16 protein-coding genes are annotated in these 17,686 nt (G+C 28.3%); 11 read left to right on the plus strand and 5 right to left on the minus strand.

Annotated elements, in window-relative coordinates; genetic code table 11:
* Positions 1-1,542 carry an AbgT family transporter gene (locus IC218_RS12800; protein WP_227824618.1) on the minus strand — a complete coding sequence of 514 codons (1,542 nt, stop codon included), beginning with the start codon at positions 1,540-1,542 and terminating at the stop codon, positions 1-3.
* A gap of 864 nt (positions 1,543-2,406) precedes the next feature.
* Here IC218_RS12800 and IC218_RS12805 point away from each other — a divergent pair.
* Entirely contained in the window at positions 2,407-3,468 is a 1,062-nt protein-coding gene (locus IC218_RS12805) for a GGDEF domain-containing protein (RefSeq protein ID WP_227824619.1), read from the plus strand.
* 376 nt (positions 3,469-3,844) lie between these two features.
* On the opposite strand, the gene IC218_RS12810 is transcribed toward IC218_RS12805, so the two are convergent.
* From IC218_RS12810 to IC218_RS12825, 4 genes are all read right to left on the minus strand, one after another.
* The gene (locus IC218_RS12810; RefSeq protein ID WP_227824620.1) at positions 3,845-4,708 is read right to left on the minus strand and encodes a MerR family transcriptional regulator; all 864 of its coding nucleotides are present in this window, start codon (positions 4,706-4,708) and stop codon (positions 3,845-3,847) included.
* A 244-nt stretch (positions 4,709-4,952) separates the two neighbouring features.
* Positions 4,953-6,263 (minus strand): M20 family metallopeptidase, encoded by a 1,311-nt coding sequence (locus IC218_RS12815; RefSeq protein ID WP_227824621.1) that lies wholly within the window; start codon positions 6,261-6,263, stop codon positions 4,953-4,955.
* Between the two features lie 12 nt (positions 6,264-6,275).
* Positions 6,276-6,746, minus strand: coding sequence for a hypothetical protein (locus tag IC218_RS12820; RefSeq protein ID WP_227824622.1), 471 nt, complete (start codon positions 6,744-6,746; stop codon positions 6,276-6,278).
* Between the two features lie 3 nt (positions 6,747-6,749).
* Positions 6,750-7,601: a DUF3100 domain-containing protein gene (locus IC218_RS12825; protein WP_227433641.1), complete on the minus strand. Its 852-nt coding sequence runs from the start codon at positions 7,599-7,601 to the stop codon at positions 6,750-6,752.
* 353 nt (positions 7,602-7,954) lie between these two features.
* Between IC218_RS12825 and IC218_RS12830 the strand changes: the two genes are divergently transcribed.
* From IC218_RS12830 to IC218_RS12875, 10 genes are all read left to right on the plus strand, one after another.
* On the plus strand, positions 7,955-8,866 hold the full coding sequence (locus IC218_RS12830; protein ID WP_227433640.1) for a helix-turn-helix transcriptional regulator: 912 nt from the start codon (positions 7,955-7,957) through the stop codon (positions 8,864-8,866).
* Between the two features lie 127 nt (positions 8,867-8,993).
* Entirely contained in the window at positions 8,994-9,494 is a 501-nt protein-coding gene (locus IC218_RS12835) for a GyrI-like domain-containing protein (protein ID WP_227824623.1), read from the plus strand.
* 598 nt (positions 9,495-10,092) lie between these two features.
* The gene (locus tag IC218_RS12840; RefSeq protein WP_227433638.1) at positions 10,093-10,455 is read left to right on the plus strand and encodes a response regulator; all 363 of its coding nucleotides are present in this window, start codon (positions 10,093-10,095) and stop codon (positions 10,453-10,455) included.
* 97 nt (positions 10,456-10,552) lie between these two features.
* Positions 10,553-11,137 carry a chemotaxis protein CheC gene (locus tag IC218_RS22230; protein WP_227824789.1) on the plus strand — a complete coding sequence of 195 codons (585 nt, stop codon included), beginning with the start codon at positions 10,553-10,555 and terminating at the stop codon, positions 11,135-11,137.
* The gene (locus IC218_RS12850; protein WP_227433637.1) at positions 11,134-11,619 is read left to right on the plus strand and encodes a chemotaxis protein CheD; all 486 of its coding nucleotides are present in this window, start codon (positions 11,134-11,136) and stop codon (positions 11,617-11,619) included. Before IC218_RS22230 ends, IC218_RS12850 begins: the two co-directional genes overlap by 4 nt.
* 40 nt (positions 11,620-11,659) lie before the next feature.
* Positions 11,660-12,166, plus strand: a complete 507-nt coding sequence (locus IC218_RS12855; RefSeq protein WP_227483652.1) for a chemotaxis protein CheW — start codon at positions 11,660-11,662, stop codon at positions 12,164-12,166.
* A gap of 146 nt (positions 12,167-12,312) precedes the next feature.
* Complete coding sequence (locus IC218_RS12860; RefSeq protein ID WP_227433635.1) at positions 12,313-13,272, plus strand: diguanylate cyclase; 960 nt, start codon at positions 12,313-12,315, stop codon at positions 13,270-13,272.
* 41 nt (positions 13,273-13,313) lie between these two features.
* On the plus strand, positions 13,314-15,017 hold the full coding sequence (locus tag IC218_RS12865) for a methyl-accepting chemotaxis protein (RefSeq protein WP_227433634.1): 1,704 nt from the start codon (positions 13,314-13,316) through the stop codon (positions 15,015-15,017).
* A gap of 61 nt (positions 15,018-15,078) precedes the next feature.
* On the plus strand, positions 15,079-17,205 hold the full coding sequence (locus IC218_RS12870) for a chemotaxis protein CheA (RefSeq protein ID WP_227824624.1): 2,127 nt from the start codon (positions 15,079-15,081) through the stop codon (positions 17,203-17,205).
* 12 nt (positions 17,206-17,217) lie between these two features.
* Positions 17,218-17,658 carry a chemotaxis protein CheW gene (locus tag IC218_RS12875; protein ID WP_227433632.1) on the plus strand — a complete coding sequence of 147 codons (441 nt, stop codon included), beginning with the start codon at positions 17,218-17,220 and terminating at the stop codon, positions 17,656-17,658.
* Positions 17,659-17,686: the final 28 nt, after the last annotated feature.

Raw genomic sequence — 17,686 nt, forward strand, 5'->3', positions numbered from 1 at the left:
TTACATACTATAAGAAGGGAATATTCCAGGCCCTAATGGAATATTAAACACCATAAATAGTATCAATAGTATGGTCCATACTATCAAGAATGATATAGAGTATGGTAGCATATTAGCTATTACAGTACCCATACCCGCATCCTTATCATACTTTCTTGTAAATGCTAGTATAATAGGGAAGTATGGGAATAAGGGGCTAAGTGGATTTGTTATACAGTCACCTATACGATAAGCCATTTGTGTAAGTGCTGGATTGTATCCGACCATCATAAACATTGGTACGAATATTGGTGCAAGTATAGCCCACTTTGCAGATGCACTTCCTATAAATAAATTTATAAAGCATGATAATATAATAAATCCTATCAATAATAAAGGACCATTTATTCCTGCTGATTTCAAAAACTCTCCACCTTTTACAGCGAGTATCAAACCTAAATTACTATTTGTAAATAATTGCAAAAACTGTGAAGCAGCAAATGCTAGTATTATATATCCACCCATATCACTCATTGCACCAGCCATTATAGAGACAACATCTTTATCCTTTTTTATTTTACCTATAGTTTTTCCATATACAACACCAGGTATAAAAAAGGCTAAAGCTATTATAGGTACCATACCTTTCATAAGAGGAGCATTATTTGATAATAAATCTCCTGTTTCTGGGTCTGCTAAGAATGGTTTTTGACCAATTACGCTAAGTGCTATCATAATTGCTGCATATATTAATATACTTATACCAGCTTTTTTAAGCCCTTTTTTTTCTACATCACTAAGGCTACCATCAACATGTAACTCTGCATTTCCTTCGTATTTACCAAATCTAGGAGCTACAATTTTTTCTGTTACCCAAGTTGCTAACAATATTAATACAAAAGTTGATGCTATCATAAAAAATAAGTTCATTGTTGCATTAGCCTCAAATCCAGAATCAATCATCTGAGCTGCTGGTACTGTAAAGCTTGCAGCAAGTATATCGTTAACACTTATCATGATGTTTGCTGCAAATCCTAGACAGACTGCGGCATATCCAGAAAATAAACCTATAAGTGGATGTCTTCCAACACCAAGATATACAAGTGCAGCCAATGGTGGGAATAGTATTGTACCTGCATCTGATGCAATATTTGCAAGCATACCTATAGTCATTACAACAAGAGTTACTTTTGTTTCAGGAATTTTGCTTACTGATGCCTTTATTGTTGCTGTCATAAGTCCAGTCTTATCACAAACACCAGCGCCTATCATAGTAACTAAAACTAGTCCTAAAGGTGCAAAGCCTTGAAAATTACTAACAATATTTCCTAATAAAATCTGAAGTTGTTCTACAGTTAATAAATTTACAGCAGTTATAGTTTCACCAGTACCAGGATGAACTACTGATATACCCATAGAACCGATTATGCTAGATAGTATAAGTAAAAGTACACATAATCCTAGAAATATTGTAACTGGGTCTGGTAGCTTATTACCAACAATTTCTATTCTGTTTAATGTTCTGTCAAAAAAGTTCTTCTTTTTAACTACGTTATCATTCATAATATCCTCCCTATGTTTTTAAAATATAATATTGAAAATAAGTATTGTGGTCAAATTTATAATATAAATTATGACTGTCAATTTAAGACGTGTCCACAATGTGTCCTAAAAAAAGTATAAAATAAACTTTTTCCTATGTCAATGTAATTTTCTGAATTTTCTGGATGAGTGATGTTAATTAAATATGCTTTAAGTAGATTAATGACGAATTATATCTAAGTTATTTGTATTATATATATACTTTAAAATTAATTTTAAAACAAAACTTTATAAAAATCTAGTGGAATATTAAGTTAGTAAAAGAATAAATTAATAAAATACAAAACTTTATAACAACTAAATAACAACTCAAGTGGAGTATTTAGGTTAGAATTAAAAAATAATATGTAAGAGGATAAATTGTCATAAGGTCATATGAAAAATATAAAAAGATGAAAGAATCGTAGAGAAATAGTAAAATACACAAGTTTATATTATGATGGATATAACCTATGTAGGAGCTCTTTTTAATGACTTTTGTATATGAGAATGATATAATATATTCTAATAATAAGTAAAGAAATATTAAAATAAAATTAAAAATATTAAGTTATTTATATGTTTTTGTAAACTAGATAGTAATATTATTATATTTTTATAAAAAATATATTGGAAATATAATCAATTTATATAATTGGAAATCATTGGGTTAATTTTAATAGAAAAATGAAAAAATATGAATAATAGCTCTATATGATAGTTAAATCACTCTTTAAATTAATAAATAATGTGAGAGTTCATTTATAAGTGTATCAACAGTAGTTGAACTATAGAAGTATTAAAATAATTCATGAACAAGAGTGTGGAATGTACAAGGGAGGTAGGATGTTAGAAATAATATTAAAGAATTTTAAAGCAAAGAAGATGAATTTGTATAAATCTGAAATTAGATTGAGAAATTATAGATGTTTCTGCGGTTTGTCATTATTAGGACTCACTATTTCAGCTATGGTGTTTGTATTTGGATTGATTTTATCAGAAGTTGTTACTTTTAATATAGAGTTTTTTATTATACTTGGATACTTTTTTATTCTTTATATTATTTCTAAATTTTACTTAAAAAAACACTTTCAGCATATAACGCTTATCTTTTATTTGGCATTAACTCCAGTTATGATAATGGGTATTTTGATGGGAACTTTTCTAGATAAAACAGAACCATCAATCACAATTATGGTCTTTATATGTGTACTTCCTTTATTCATATTGGATAAACCGTGGAGAATTACTCTCTACATAACAGGAACTGCTATAATCTATGGTATTTGTTGCTTTATAGCAAAGGATATAAATATGTTTATGGCGGATTTAGTTGATTTAGTTACTTTTTATTTTTTATCTGTGGGTGTTAACTTTTTTATTCTGAATGACCGTATCGAAAGTGTAGAAAACTACATTAAATATAGAACTAAATCAGAAATTGATTTATTGACAGGTATATATAATCGAGGTGCTGGCGTTGAAATGATTGAACATCTTATGGACGAAAAAAAGTATGGAGCTTTTATTCTTATCGATATAGATGATTTTAAATATATCAATGATTCCTATGGTCATATTGTAGGTGACCGTTATTTACAAGCTGTAGCTGATAATATAAAGAATATTTTCTATGATAGTGTAGTTTTAAGATTAGGTGGTGATGAATTTGCCATCTATGCTAAGGATTTAAAGAATGAGGAGAATTGTAAAATACGCTTTGAGAAATTATTTGATGCATTAGATAATATGGAAGATTTATCACAAAATGATTATGTATTTCATATTAGTTTAGGATGTTCAATTTGTGATAAAAACATTGCTAATTTTGAAGATTTATATAGTAAGGCAGATGAAGCTCTTTATGCAGCAAAGGAAGCAGGAAAAGGGTGTTATCGAATAAACTGATTTAATATTTTATCATGATTTTTATGTATATGTAATATATAATTTTTAAAAAGAAAAACGGTAGTTTCAGCTGGAATTTTGAAACTGCCATTTTTCTTTTCTGATTTTTTTGTAACTGGAAGCCAGACTTCATGTTCTGCATTTTGTAGGTATGAATTTAAGTAAACTTCTATATCTGAAATATTTTCTACATATTTATAACTAGAGTCAGGAAGCCACTCTGTTCAAATTCAACGTTCTAAATATTGTATGCTTTCTACAAAAATGGTAACCTTGTAAATATTACAATAAGTAGCATCAGTAAATATCTATTATGTTTACCAATGCTATTTTTTGCAAATTTATAGTATAAAGTGCTAACTGTAATATCAAGTTTTTATTTTTCAAGGTATGCTTTTAAAGCAAGACCAATAAATTTTGATGCTCCAACTCCATATTTATTATCGTTAACCTCAATAAATACAGGGTTTGATATATAATTTTCAGACATAATAGGCCAATAATTATCTCCCATATCTATTCCATTATTAATTTTATTAGTAAAAGAAATCAGTTCTTTAACTAATTCTTGGACATCTAAAGATGCAACATCTTTACTTAGATTTTCTGTAAGTTTTCTTGTAATATCATCACCTTTTTTAATAAGGTTAAGTACTTCTGATTGAGAAGTAGCAGTACTGTTAGATAAAAAATTTTGAAAGTTATTTTCCATAGCTTTTGTGTATTTTTCAAGACTTCCAAACTGCTTAATTGCCATATTTGCTATTTCATTTTCATATGATTTGATTTCTGAAGTTATTTTATCAAAATCTTCAATGCTTTCAGTTTGTGCGACACTCTCATCAGTGTGAGATTCTTTGAACTCAGTTAAAATATGAAAATACTCACTCATATTAAAATCTTTAAAATCCACACATTTATCTACTTTTATAAGTTTATTAAGTAATTCTAATAGAGCATTTAATCTATCTCGCTTTATTTGGATTAGTTCTTTTTGATTTTTAAATGCAGTTAGACAATCAAATTGAGGATTTTCCATGATTGCTTCAATTTCTTTTAATGTGAAATCAAGTTCTTTAAAAAATGTAACTTTTTGTAGAACTTCTAATGCGTTATCATCGTATAATCGTAATCCATCAGTAGTTATTTTTGTAGGTTTAAATAAACCAACTTCGTCATAAAACTGTAGAGTACGTATACTGACACCAGTTAATGAAGAAACTTGTTTTAATGTCATCATTTCAACTCACCTTCTTTCGTACCCTAATAATTGAGATTTAGCTAATATTTTTTTATAAGAAATATACAGTATTTGTAAATGCTATCTCTAACTACTAATGTATGCTATTACTATACATGAGGATGAATATATTTGTTATATTTTTTCTAAATAAATATTGAGGACTTTACGAAAGAAAAGAAAAGATGGTATAGCTTTTAAAGCATATACCACCTTTGTATTATAAAAAGAATACTTAATAGACCTATAAAGTTTTGTCGTGTTTTTCTAAGAATGTTAAGTATTCTTCTTTAGTCATAACTGGTGTAAAGGCATCTAATATACCTTTAGTCTCTTTAGCATTATCAAAAAGAAGGTCTATAACTGTAAGTGCCATAGCCTTAGCAGGTACTATGTAAGCTAAGTCTTCATCAATTATTTCAAAATCTCTTGTATGAAGAGCACCTTTTACACCACCAATCATAGGGTGAAGGGTAGGCATTATATGAGATACATCTCCAAAATCAAATGAACCAGTGAAATCTCCACCATCAATAATTTTTCCTTTTAAACCTAAATCTTCAAGGTTATTTTTAAATAAGTTATCAAGGTTTTTGTATCTTAATATTGGTAGATACCCAGGAATTTCAGTTATTTCAACATCAGCTCCAACCGCCATTCCACCAGCCATCAATGCTTTATTTATTCTTTTATTAGCATCTATCATGCCGTTTATAGTTCTAGCTCTTACATATGATTCCATATGAACATCAGCAGGAACAACATTTACTATATCTCCACCTTTTGTGATGATAGGATGGAATCTAACTCTTTCAGATTCTTTAAAAGTCTCTCTAAGTGCATTTACATTATTTATAGCAAGCATTGCTGCATTTAAAGCATTTATTCCATCATGTGGAGCAGAACCAGCGTGAGATTCTTTTCCTATAAATTTAACTTTTTTGCCGACAAAGCCATTACTTTCAGGACCAACTAGAGCCTTATCTTCTCCTAAATCTGAAGAGTGAAACATCATAGATATGTCTATATCATCAAAGTAACCTCTTTTTATTAGTTCTTGTTTTCCACCAAAGTAAGTTATTTTTCCTTCTTTTTTCAATTGTTCCCTGTATTCCAATTCAATAAATTCTTCAGCAGGAGTAGCCATAAATGATATTTTACCATCTAAATGTTCTAAAACCCCACTTTTTACTAAACCAACAGCTGCACCTAACATTCCAGCTATTTGTATGTTATGTCCACAAGTATGAGATGCACCTATTTCATTAGAATCTTTGTGTTCTTTGCATGATATACCATCTAATTCTCCAAGTATAGATATATGAGGACCTTCTTTACTAGAATTTGCATCTGCCTTACATCCTGTAACAGCTATATTTTTTTCGACAGATAAGTTTAGTTCTTGTTCAAAAAAGTTTGAAACAGCTTCTGTAGTTTTATACTCTTTATATCCATATTCTGGGTTTTTGTAGATTCCATGACCTATTTCTAATATTTTTTCTTTATTTTCATCGATAGTCTTTATTACTAGAGATTTTAATTGTTCTTTATTCATAATAAGTTCCTCCTATATTTTACCTTGAATACTTAAAACTATATGAGCTATACTTGCACATGCAAAGAATATAGTTGTAAAGACAACAAGTGATATTATAACTATTTTCCATGACATTTCCTTTAAAGCTTCTATTTTGTTTCCAACAGAAATTCCTGCAAAAGCTAATAGAGGAGTTGTTATAGCCATAAAATTAATATTATTAGTGTTAGTTAAGAATACTTCAGATGTTGGGCTATATGGCATACTAAGTAAAAGACCTATTATAGTTGCAAATCCAAAAGCAGGAAATATTGATTTAGGAAATAAATCCTTTATAATCATAGCAGTCATAGCAGCTAATATTAACATTACCATTCCAGGAAAAGCTGTTACTATAGATGTACCAACACTAATTCTTTGTCCTATAAGAATTATAACTCCAATAATAGACATAACCAATAATTGATATGAACTTTTCTTTAAATCTAAATTAGCAAACATTTATTAGCACTCTCCTTTTGTAGTTTTTGTTTCGTCAGTTTTTTTACTTCTTGAAAATTTAGGTTCTAAAATTTTGTACATAAAATTAGTAAATGGTAAAGATACAAAGACCAAGAATATAATTCCTGTTATACTAGACATCATATTACTTGTTGCTGCATAGGCAAGTATTGTATCTGCCATTTCTGGAGGTACCATGGTAGAAAGTGAGCCAGCAGCTGCAGTCATCATACTTCCACTACCAACACCACAAGCCATTCCTAAAGCATATGGATGAAGGCCACTATAAATTGAGACTGAGCCTAATACGCTAAAATATATAGTACCAAGAACTGTACCCATTAAATATGTACCAAGTACGCCACTACCTTCTGGAGAATTTATCCCATATTTTTCAGATATAACTCCTAAAGAGGGTTCACGGCTTATACTTGCAGTAGCTCCAATAGCTTCTCTTTTCATACCAAATATTAATGCAAGAGGTAATGCAACTATTGGTGCAAGTATGTGACCAAATTCTTGAGCAAGAAATGCAGGTCCAGCTTGAATTATCTTATCGATGTTTGGGCCAACTGTAGTCCCATATTTTATACCAAGCATTACTAGCGCAATTCCAACAACTTCACCAGCAATATTGATTTCTTTTTCTCCAATAACTTTTTTAAGTGCTTTAATTTTTTTGCCTAATAAGTCAGGTGTTATTATAAGTCCGATTATAACTGCATAAAGCATTGGAAATAGTATTATAGAAGCTGAGCCAATAGCTAATGTTCTTTGTCCTATAAATTCACATACTACTACTAAGATTAAGCAAGTTAAAAAGACTTGAATAAAGTGTTTTTTATTAATTTCCATGATTGCCTCCCTAAAAAAATAAATATTGTACTTATTTGAATTTGAAATAGAAAATACGTTTTCTTGAATATAATACGTTTTCCTAAATTACATAAAATTATATAGTAAAATGGTTTTTCAAATAAGTTTAAGAACTGTCAATAACATGTCCTTAATTAAGGATAAATCAAAAATTTAACATTGTCAACGAAAAAATATGTAAAATATTACATAAATTCAAAATATTAACATATAAATTTATTTATTAAAAATTTACTTAAATATTGTATGAATAAAATATAAAAAGCTTTAAAATAAATAATATAATTATAGAAAATAAAGATAAATATAATAATCTTAGTAGGTGATAATAGATGAAAATAAATAGATTAACAGAAATAATAGTAATACTATTAAATAAAAAATTAGTTACTGCTAAAGCATTGGCTGAGAGGTTTGAAGTTTCTACAAGAACTATATATAGAGATATAGAAACTCTGTCTATGTCAGGAGTACCAGTATATATGACTAAAGGCAAAGGAGGAGGAATATCTTTAATAGAAGAATATTCTATAGACAAAACTATATTGTCAAAGGAAGATAAGGAGAGTTTAATAATAGCACTTCAAACATTACAAGCAACAAAGTATCCAGAAATAAATTCAGTAGTAGATAAAATTGGCTCAATATTTGGAGAAAGTAATTTTGCAAACTGGATTGAAATAGATTTTACTGAATGGGGAAGTAATTTTAATGAGGATGATAAATTTACAAAAATAAAAAATGCTATTTTAAGACGCAATACTATAAATTTTGATTATGTAAATAGTTTTTCAAGTCAGACAAATAGGACTGTTGAACCGATGAAGCTAATGTATAAAAGTAAGACTTGGTACTTGTATGGGTTTTGCAAATTAAAGGACGATTTTAGAATATTTAGAATCAGTAGAATGAAAAACTTAGTAGTAAAAGAAGACATATTTTCAAGAAAGATAATTGAAGAGGCATACTTAGATGACTCTAAAATAATTAAAGAAGATACAGTAACTCTGAGGCTAAGATTTAAGGAAAAGATGCTCTATAGAGTTTTTGATGATTTTAACAATGATTTAATAACTAAAAATGAAGATAATACATATGATGTAATTGCAGAATTCCCAATTGGAGAGTGGATTTATGGATATATCTTATCTTTTGGAGATAGTGTTGAAGTACTTGAACCTAAATTCATTAGAGATAATGTTATAAATAGATTGAAAGAGATGCTTAAGATGTATTCCTTATAAGTTACTATTACTAAATTTAATTATATTAAAATATATGACATATAGATGTCGTATTTTATAAATTATAATTAAATTAAAGAAACAGATAATCAAAAGCAATCAATAAAGCTAAAGTGAGGTATAAAGTATGGATTATGAAATAGTACATATAAGTGAAAAAATAGTTGTGGGTGTATCAAAAGAAACTACAAATAACAACGGACAAGCAGTAAAAGACATAGGTGAATTATGGAAAAGCTTTATGGGGAAGGGTATCTATAATGCTATAAAAGGTAAAAAAAATGATAAAACAATAGGTTTATATACAGACTATCAAGGTGATTTTACAAATCCATATAACTTTGTAGCATGTTGTGAAGTAAATAGTGAAGATGATAAGGACAACAACTTAAGTGAATTTAATGAAAAAGGTATTTGTGGAGAGTTTGTTATAAGCAAAGTTATACCAGGTGGTAAATATGCAAAATTCACTATAACAGGAGATATACAAAAGTCAGTAGGAGAATTCTGGTTTGAGTTTTGGAAAATGGATTTTGATAGAACTTATATAAGTGATTTTGAAGAATATCAAAATAATACATATGATATGAATAAGCAAGAAGTTCATATTTACATTGGAATAAGATAAATTCATTGATAAATTTTAATATATAAAACTTATTATAGGAATAAACAAGTTGATAATCATGAGGGAGTGTACTATACACTCCCAATTTTTATTTTATCTTTAAAAGTGATAATATTGTGATTTATTTAAGTATACAATTTTTGAATAGTTCACAAAATTATCTATAATCGTTTATAATCAATATTTTGTTCATAATTTAAATCTTCCTTTAGCAATATGTAAGAATTTATTAATTAATAATAGGATATAAATTTAATTATAGTTCAGCCGATAATAGATGTATATTATATAAATATTTTCAATTTATTATATATCTATATAATTGGTTTTTGACAACTTTTTACGTTTTTGTGTTTTTTACGTTTTTATGTGATTATGTTTTTAATAACTCGTCAAAATGCAAAACATATATTACAATAGATATATAAGTTTTTTAATTTATAAACTGTATTAATAAAGTTGAATATAGTATAGCATGAATATGTACTTTTATTTATAGATGAAATGTATTTATTATGTAGGCAAAATAGTCAGTAAGTATAAACAATGACTGAAAAATAATAGCATTTATTGTTACAAGTATGGAGGAGTTAGTTTTATGGAAAATAAAATTTTAATAGTAGATGATGCTATTTTTATGAGAATGATGATTAAAGAAGCTCTGAGTAAAAGTGGCTACGAGAATTTAGTAGAAGCAAGTGATGGAGAAGAAGCTTATAATATGTTTAAAGATGAAATGCCTGATTTGACATTACTTGATATTACAATGCCTAAAAAAGATGGTCTAGAGGTATTAAAGGAAATAAAAATGTTGGATTCAAATGCTAAAGTGGTGATGTGTTCTGCAATAGGGCAAGAAAATATGATTGTGGAAGCTATAAAGCTTGGAGCACTAGATTTTATAGTAAAACCATTTAAAACAGAAACATTGGTTAAAGTTGTAAATAATGCCTTAAAATAAAGGCTGTAAATACACCTTTATATAGTAAAAATACATAAATGTAACAATAGAGGGAGGGGTTTATATTATAAATTATTCACAACTTGATAATATTCATATAGATGCTCTTAGAGAAATTGGTAATATAGGCTCTGGGAATGCAATTACTGCACTTGCATCCATGATAAATAGTAAGATAGAAGTATTAATACCCATGGTCAAGATACTTAAATATAATGAAGCTACAAATTTACTTGGAGGTCCAGAAAACAAGGTTGTATGCATTCTACTTGATATGAAAGGCGATATTAATGGGATGTTTATGTTTTTGTTGGATGAATCAATCACTAAACTTATGCTTAATTCTCTTTTTAATAAAGATGAAGCTTTCTTAGACGAAATTACAGGTATTGAAATTTCTGCAATCAAAGAAATAGGAAATATTATGGCAAGTTCTTATGTAAATGCTATTGCATCTATGCTAAACATGAACATAAGTATTTCGGTTCCAGATATGTGTATTGATATGGTCGGAGCTGTGTTGAATGTTCCTATGATAAGATTTTCTGATGTTGGGGACAAAATTTTATTTATAGAAAATAAATTTAAAAATAGCGATAATTATTTTATTAGCCACATATTGATGATTCCAGAAATGGACTCGCTTAAAGACATATTAGTAAGATTGGGATTATCAGTATGAGTAGAGAGATAGTAGTAAATATTGCAGACATGAAAATAGTGTATAAACCAAATGTTTTGGTTACTTATGCACTTGGTTCTTGTGTAGGAGTATGTTTAATAGATAAAACAGCAGGAATTGGTGGAATGTTACATGTTATGTTGCCATATAGTAAAGATGCTATTCACATTGAAAATAAATATAAATTTGCTGACACAGGAATAAAGGAACTTATTAAGTCTATGGAGCATATAGGTGCAAATAGGACATATATAAAAGCAAAAATAGCTGGAGGAGCCCAGATGTTTTTAGGAAATAGTAATTCATCAATTGCAAGCATAGGGTATAGGAATGTTGAAGCAGTAAAAAAAACTCTTTTAAGCTTAAAAATTCCAATAATAGCAGAAGATACAGGAATGAATTATGGAAGAACAATACGCTTTTATACTGAGACAGGCGATTTAATTGTAGACTCAATAAATAAAGGAAAGAAGAAAATATAGATTATTTTTATTTAGAAGATATTTAAGGGGGAGGTATTAAATGAGATTTCCAGATGACCCATATTTAGGTTATGAGTTAGTAGATGAGGGGATTAAGTACCTAAAATTTAAAATGGACGAACAGAACTTTGGTATTGAACTTGAAAAAGTCATAGAAATTGTTGGGAATCAGGAAATCATATTTATTCCAGAACTTCCAACCTATTCAAAAGGAATAATAAATTTGAGGGGAAAAATTATCCCGATAATAGATATGCATTTGAGACTGAGGAAAAATAATTTAAATACTACTGATTATGTATATATAGTAATAGCCGGATTGGAAAATTTAGTAGTGGGATTTATGGTTGATAAAGTTGAGGAGATAATAGATTTAGAAGAAAATCAGATATCACCTCCACCAAGGGTTACTCTTGAATATTCAGATTATTTTGTAAGTGGTATTGGAGAGATAGACAATCAAATAATTACCTTGTTAGATTTGAAGAAGCTTTTGACTGATGGAGAAGAACTTTTGATAGATGAATTGCTTTTTAAATACAATTAAACTATCATGTAACACAGATATATAATTTAGTGACATTGTAATTATATTATAATGAGAACATTTAGAACTATAGTGGTATAATTATTAAGTGTAAGAATTTTAAATTATTAAAATTTGAATATATTATGTTTAAGAGAGGTTTGGATATGGAAAATAAGCAACAAGGAACAATTTTAGTTGTTGATGATAGTGTTCTAATGTGCGATTTAATAGATAAAACACTTACAAAAGATAATTTTAAAGTCATAAAAGCATTTAATGCAATAGAAGCAAAAGAGTGTATTAAAGAGTGTACACCAGACATTATTCTGCTTGATATAATTTTGCCAGACAATTCTGGATTTGAATTGTGTAGAGAACTCAAATCTAATATTCGTACAGAAGATATACCTATAATTTTTATAACTTCAAAAAATACAGATACAGATGTAGTAAAGGGTTTTGGAGTAGGAGCAATAGACTATATGGTAAAACCTTTTAGTATGACAGAATTAAAAGCTCGTGTTATGGCTCATATTGAAGTCAAAAAATCTCAAGATAAATTAAGAAAAATAAATAATGAACTGGAATCTTCTCTTGAAAAATTAAATAGATTAGTTGTAAGGGATTATCTAACAGGTCTTTACAATAGACGTCATATAATTAATCAGCTTATGGAACAAAGAAAAATTAATAGATATAGTCATGAAACAGTATCTCTTATTCTTGGAGATATTGACGATTTTAAAGTTATTAATGATACTTATGGTCATGAAGCAGGAGATTTTGTGCTAACAGTAATCTCAAGTATAATTAAAAAGAATTGTAGACAAATTGATACTGTATCAAGATGGGGTGGAGAAGAATTTTTGATAATGCTCACTAATACTTCAATAGAAGGGGCAAAAATACTTTCAGAGAGAATTCGCAAAGAAATAAAGGAATTTGAATTTAACTATAAAGGAAATGAAATAAAGTGTACTATTACATTAGGAGTAGTAGAGGTAAACTCAAACATATCATTAGAAGAAAATATATCCCTAGCAGATAAGGCAATGTACGAGGGAAAAAATCTAGGAAAAGATTGCAGTGTAGTAAGTACAATGAATGGACTAAAGAAGATATAGATTGATATCTTGATAAACTTACTTTATAAAGGAGTATAGATATGAAAAGAGAAGTAAAGCTTTCCAAATTGGCAATAGTATTGCTAATTATTATAGTACTAGCTGTTATGGCAGGCATTTTTTCTTCAATTTCATCTTATAAAGCATTTGAAAAAGTGGAAAAAAGTATCAATGACATGAACAATTTGAGAAATGAAAGTCAGTATATAAAAGACACAACAAGAGAAGTTTGTGACATGTTAAGAAGGTATGTTTTTACAGGTGAAAAAAAGGATAAAGATGTCTATGAAAAAGAGCTATATGGAAAAACAAGAGAATCTGCTTTAAATAAACTTGAAAAAATTGGTCTTACAAAGACTGAGTCAAATAAAATTTTGGAAGCTAAGGAGATATCTGATTCTTTGGTACCAAAAGAACAAAGTGCTATAAATGCAGTTGAAAGTAATGACAAGAGCTTAGCTCAAAGTATAATTTTTAGTAGCGAATATGTAGAATCTCAGGAAAAAATGGATTCTTTAATAGATGAATTTCAAGAGGATGTAGTTACTCGTTCAAATTCTGAAATTGTAGAAGTTAAAAAAGAATTACAAAGTTTGATACTAAGAACGATATTTATACTCTCACTATTAATCATATTAACAATAATAGAATATGCAGTAATAAAACTAAAGATAGTAATTCCTATTAATAAAGTAGAAAAACATTTTTCAAGAATTGCATCGGGTGATTTAAGAACAAGTATAGATGTTGAAGAAAGTAAATCTGAAATAGGAATGTTAGTAAGTTCTGTCAAAAAGATGCAAGATATGTTATTAAATTATATAGACCTTATAGACAGTACATTAACTAGCATTGCAAAAGGGGATTTAAGAATAGACATAGAACAAGAATTTATAGGAGATTTTAAATCAATCAAAACATCATTAGAAAGTATAATAAATTCTTTTAATGATGATTTCTATGAAATAAATCTGTCAGCTGAGCAAGTTGCAAGTGCATCAGAACAAGTAGCAGCAGGAGCACAAGCTCTTTCGCAGGGTGCTACTGAACAAGCTAGTTCAGTAGAAGAATTAGCCTCTACAATTAATGAAATATCTGATGGAATTAAGCAATGTGCAGATAGTGCTAGTCTTGCATGTGAAGTATCTGACCAATCAGCATTACAAGTTGGTTTTGGAAGTAGATGTATGGATGATATGATGACATCAATGGAGGCAATAAGTGAAAAATCAAATGAAATATCAAAGATAATCAAAACCATAGATGAGATAGCTTTTCAAACTAATATTCTTGCATTAAACGCAGCCGTTGAAGCAGCAAGAGCAGGCCAATATGGTAGAGGATTTGCAGTTGTTGCAGATGAAGTTAGGTCTTTGGCTGGAAAAAGTGCTAAAGCAGCTCAAAACACAGCAATTCTTATAGAAGAAGCTATTAAAACAGTGGAAAATGGTGTCAAAATTGCAAAAGAAACTGCAAAAGCATTAGACTTAGTTGTAAATGGTGTAGAAAAAACTACTGATTATATTAATGGAATTTCTTCATCTGTGCATAGTCAAGAGATAGCAATTACACAGATTTTATCTGGAATAGAGCAAATTTCAATAGTAGTTCAAATGAACTCTGCAACAGCAGAGGAAAGTGCTGCAGCTTCAGAAGAAATGTCTGCTCAAGCACAAATTTTAAAAGAATTAGTAGAAAAATTTCATCTAAAAGAAAGTGAGATAAGAAAATCATCGTGGATTTAGATTATAGAATATTATATATAAGAAAAAATAGAAATTTATTTGTCGACTGTAGGTGATAAATATGAATTACATTGAACCAAGTATGAGACCAATGTTAGATATGTTTATATTTGAGACAAGTCTATTACTTGAGCAATTAGATGAAATTATGATTCAGACAGAAAAAGAAAGAATATTTAGCGACAGTAATATTAATGAAACTTTTAGAATTATGCATACAATAAAAGGCTCAGCTTCTATGATGGGTCTAGATAATATGTCTGCTTTAGCACACAGTGTAGAAGACCTATTTTATATTATACGTGAAAGAAAAATAGAGATTATAGATAATGATTTATTGTTTGATTTAGTTTTTCAAGCATTAGATTTTATAAAATATGATATTGGTAAATTACAATCAGGAGATTGTACAACTTCTGATTGCTCTAGCTTTATAAAAGATATTGAAGATTATGTAAGTACTCTAGAACTATCAAGTTCTACAAAATTACAAGATAAGTTGAACTTAGAAGACACATACGAAAAAGAAATAAATAATTTAAATTTTTCATATAAGGAAGGTTCAGACATAGTCAAAATAGTTTTTGAACAAGATTGTATGATGGAAAATGTAAGAGCTTTTATGCTTACATTTGAATTGCAAGATTACTGTGAATTTCTAGCATTTTATCCTGAAGACATAGAAAAGAATACAGGTACAGCAGAATATATTAAAAAATATGGATTTTATATACAATTTATTGCTAAAGATGATAAAAACATAATTTATAAAACAATAAAAGATAATCTATATGTAAAAGAGTATTCAAATGTTGATAAAGATGATATATATACAAGTGAAAAACAGGATGATATGTTGGTGAAAAACCCAAAAACTAATTTGGAGACAAATTCTAAAGATGAAAATAATTTTGTAAAAGAAAAAAGTGCATTACAAGAAAGTGTCTTAAATGAGAAAATTGACTTAGAGCAAGATGTTTTAATTGAAGGAAATGAGCATCTTCCTATAAGTAAACAAAATATTATGACTGTAAATTTAGAAAAACTAGATTTACTTCAAAATATAGTTGGAGAAATTGTAATTATGGAATCAATGGTTGTAAATAGTGTAGATTCTAAAGGTGTTGATATAGATAATTTCAATAAAGCAACCAGACAATTACATAAGCTTACAGATGAATTGCAGGATATAGTAATGTCAATGCGTATGGTTAAAATTGCAGGTGTATTTCAAAAAATGCATAGAATTGTACGAGACATGAATAAAAAATTAGATAAAAATGTTGAACTAGTAACTATAGGAAATGAAACAGAAGTAGATAAAAATGTAATGGATAATTTAGCAGAACCATTTATGCATCTTATAAGAAATGCTATGGACCATGCAATAGAGCCTGCTGATGAACGCATATCTAAGGGTAAAAAAGAAATAGGAACTATAATTTTATCTGCTGAAAATTTAGGCGGAGAAGCTGTCATAAGTATTTCAGATGATGGCAGAGGTCTCATGAAAGATAAGATTTTGGAAAAAGCTAAAGAACAAGGTCTTCTTAAACATCAAATTAATGAATATACTGATGATGAAATTAACTCTTTAATTATGACTCCAGGATTTTCTACAAAGGAATCTATAACTGAATTTTCTGGTAGAGGAGTAGGGATGGATATTGTTCGTAAAAGTATTGAAAAAGTTGGTGGTTCAATTGGTGTAAAAAGTATAAAAGATGAAGGAACAACATTTACTATAAAAATACCACTGACACTTTCTATAGTAGAAGGTATGGAGTTCAAAGTTGGAAACTCGATGTTTACTTTGCCAATATCATCAATAAGAAGTACATTTAAACTTGCAGATTTAAGCCAAGTAATTAAAGATGGTAGTGGAACAGAATTAATTACAATATATGGAGCATGTATTCCTATTATAAGATTGCATAAAATATATGATATTCATACAGATATAACTGAATTAGTAAATGGAAATATGATAATCATAGAAAATGAGTATAAAGCAGTATGTATTTTTGTGGATGAAATAATAGGAACTCAACAGGTTGTAGTAAAGCCATTTCCAGTTTATTTTAACAGATTTAATATGAAAAACAATGGTTTTTCAGGATGCACAATACTTGGTGATGGAAGTATAAGTCTGATTATAGATGCAGATAACATTATGGAAATATATTAGGGGATTTAAAGTATGTCTACAAATGATATTATAAAACAAGTATTAACATTTTATGTTAATGATGTTATTTATGGAATAGAATTAGAAAATGTAATTGAGACTATAAGGTTTCAACCAATAACATATGTACCACGTCTTCCAAATTATATAAATGGAGTTATTAATTTGAGAGGAAGAATTATACCAGTTATTGATATGCATATTAGATACAATCTTCCTGAAGTTGATTATAATGAGAGAACATGCATAATAATTATAAAAATTGATGAGTATCAAGTTGGAATTATTGTAGATAAAGTTGTTGATGTCGTTCTTATAGATGACTTAAACTTACTAGAGACAACTATTTCTAACAACATAAATATAAATAAAGTTATAAAAGAGATTGTAAAAGTTGGAGATAAGTCTATACTAATTTTAGATATTCGAAAGTTTCTAATTGACAGCATGTAATTAGCTTTGATAAATTGGCAGGAGGAAG

It is taken from the genome of Clostridioides sp. ES-S-0005-03 (genome assembly GCF_020658455.1).
In the GTDB taxonomy this organism is placed as follows: Bacteria; Bacillota; Clostridia; order Peptostreptococcales; family Peptostreptococcaceae; genus Clostridioides.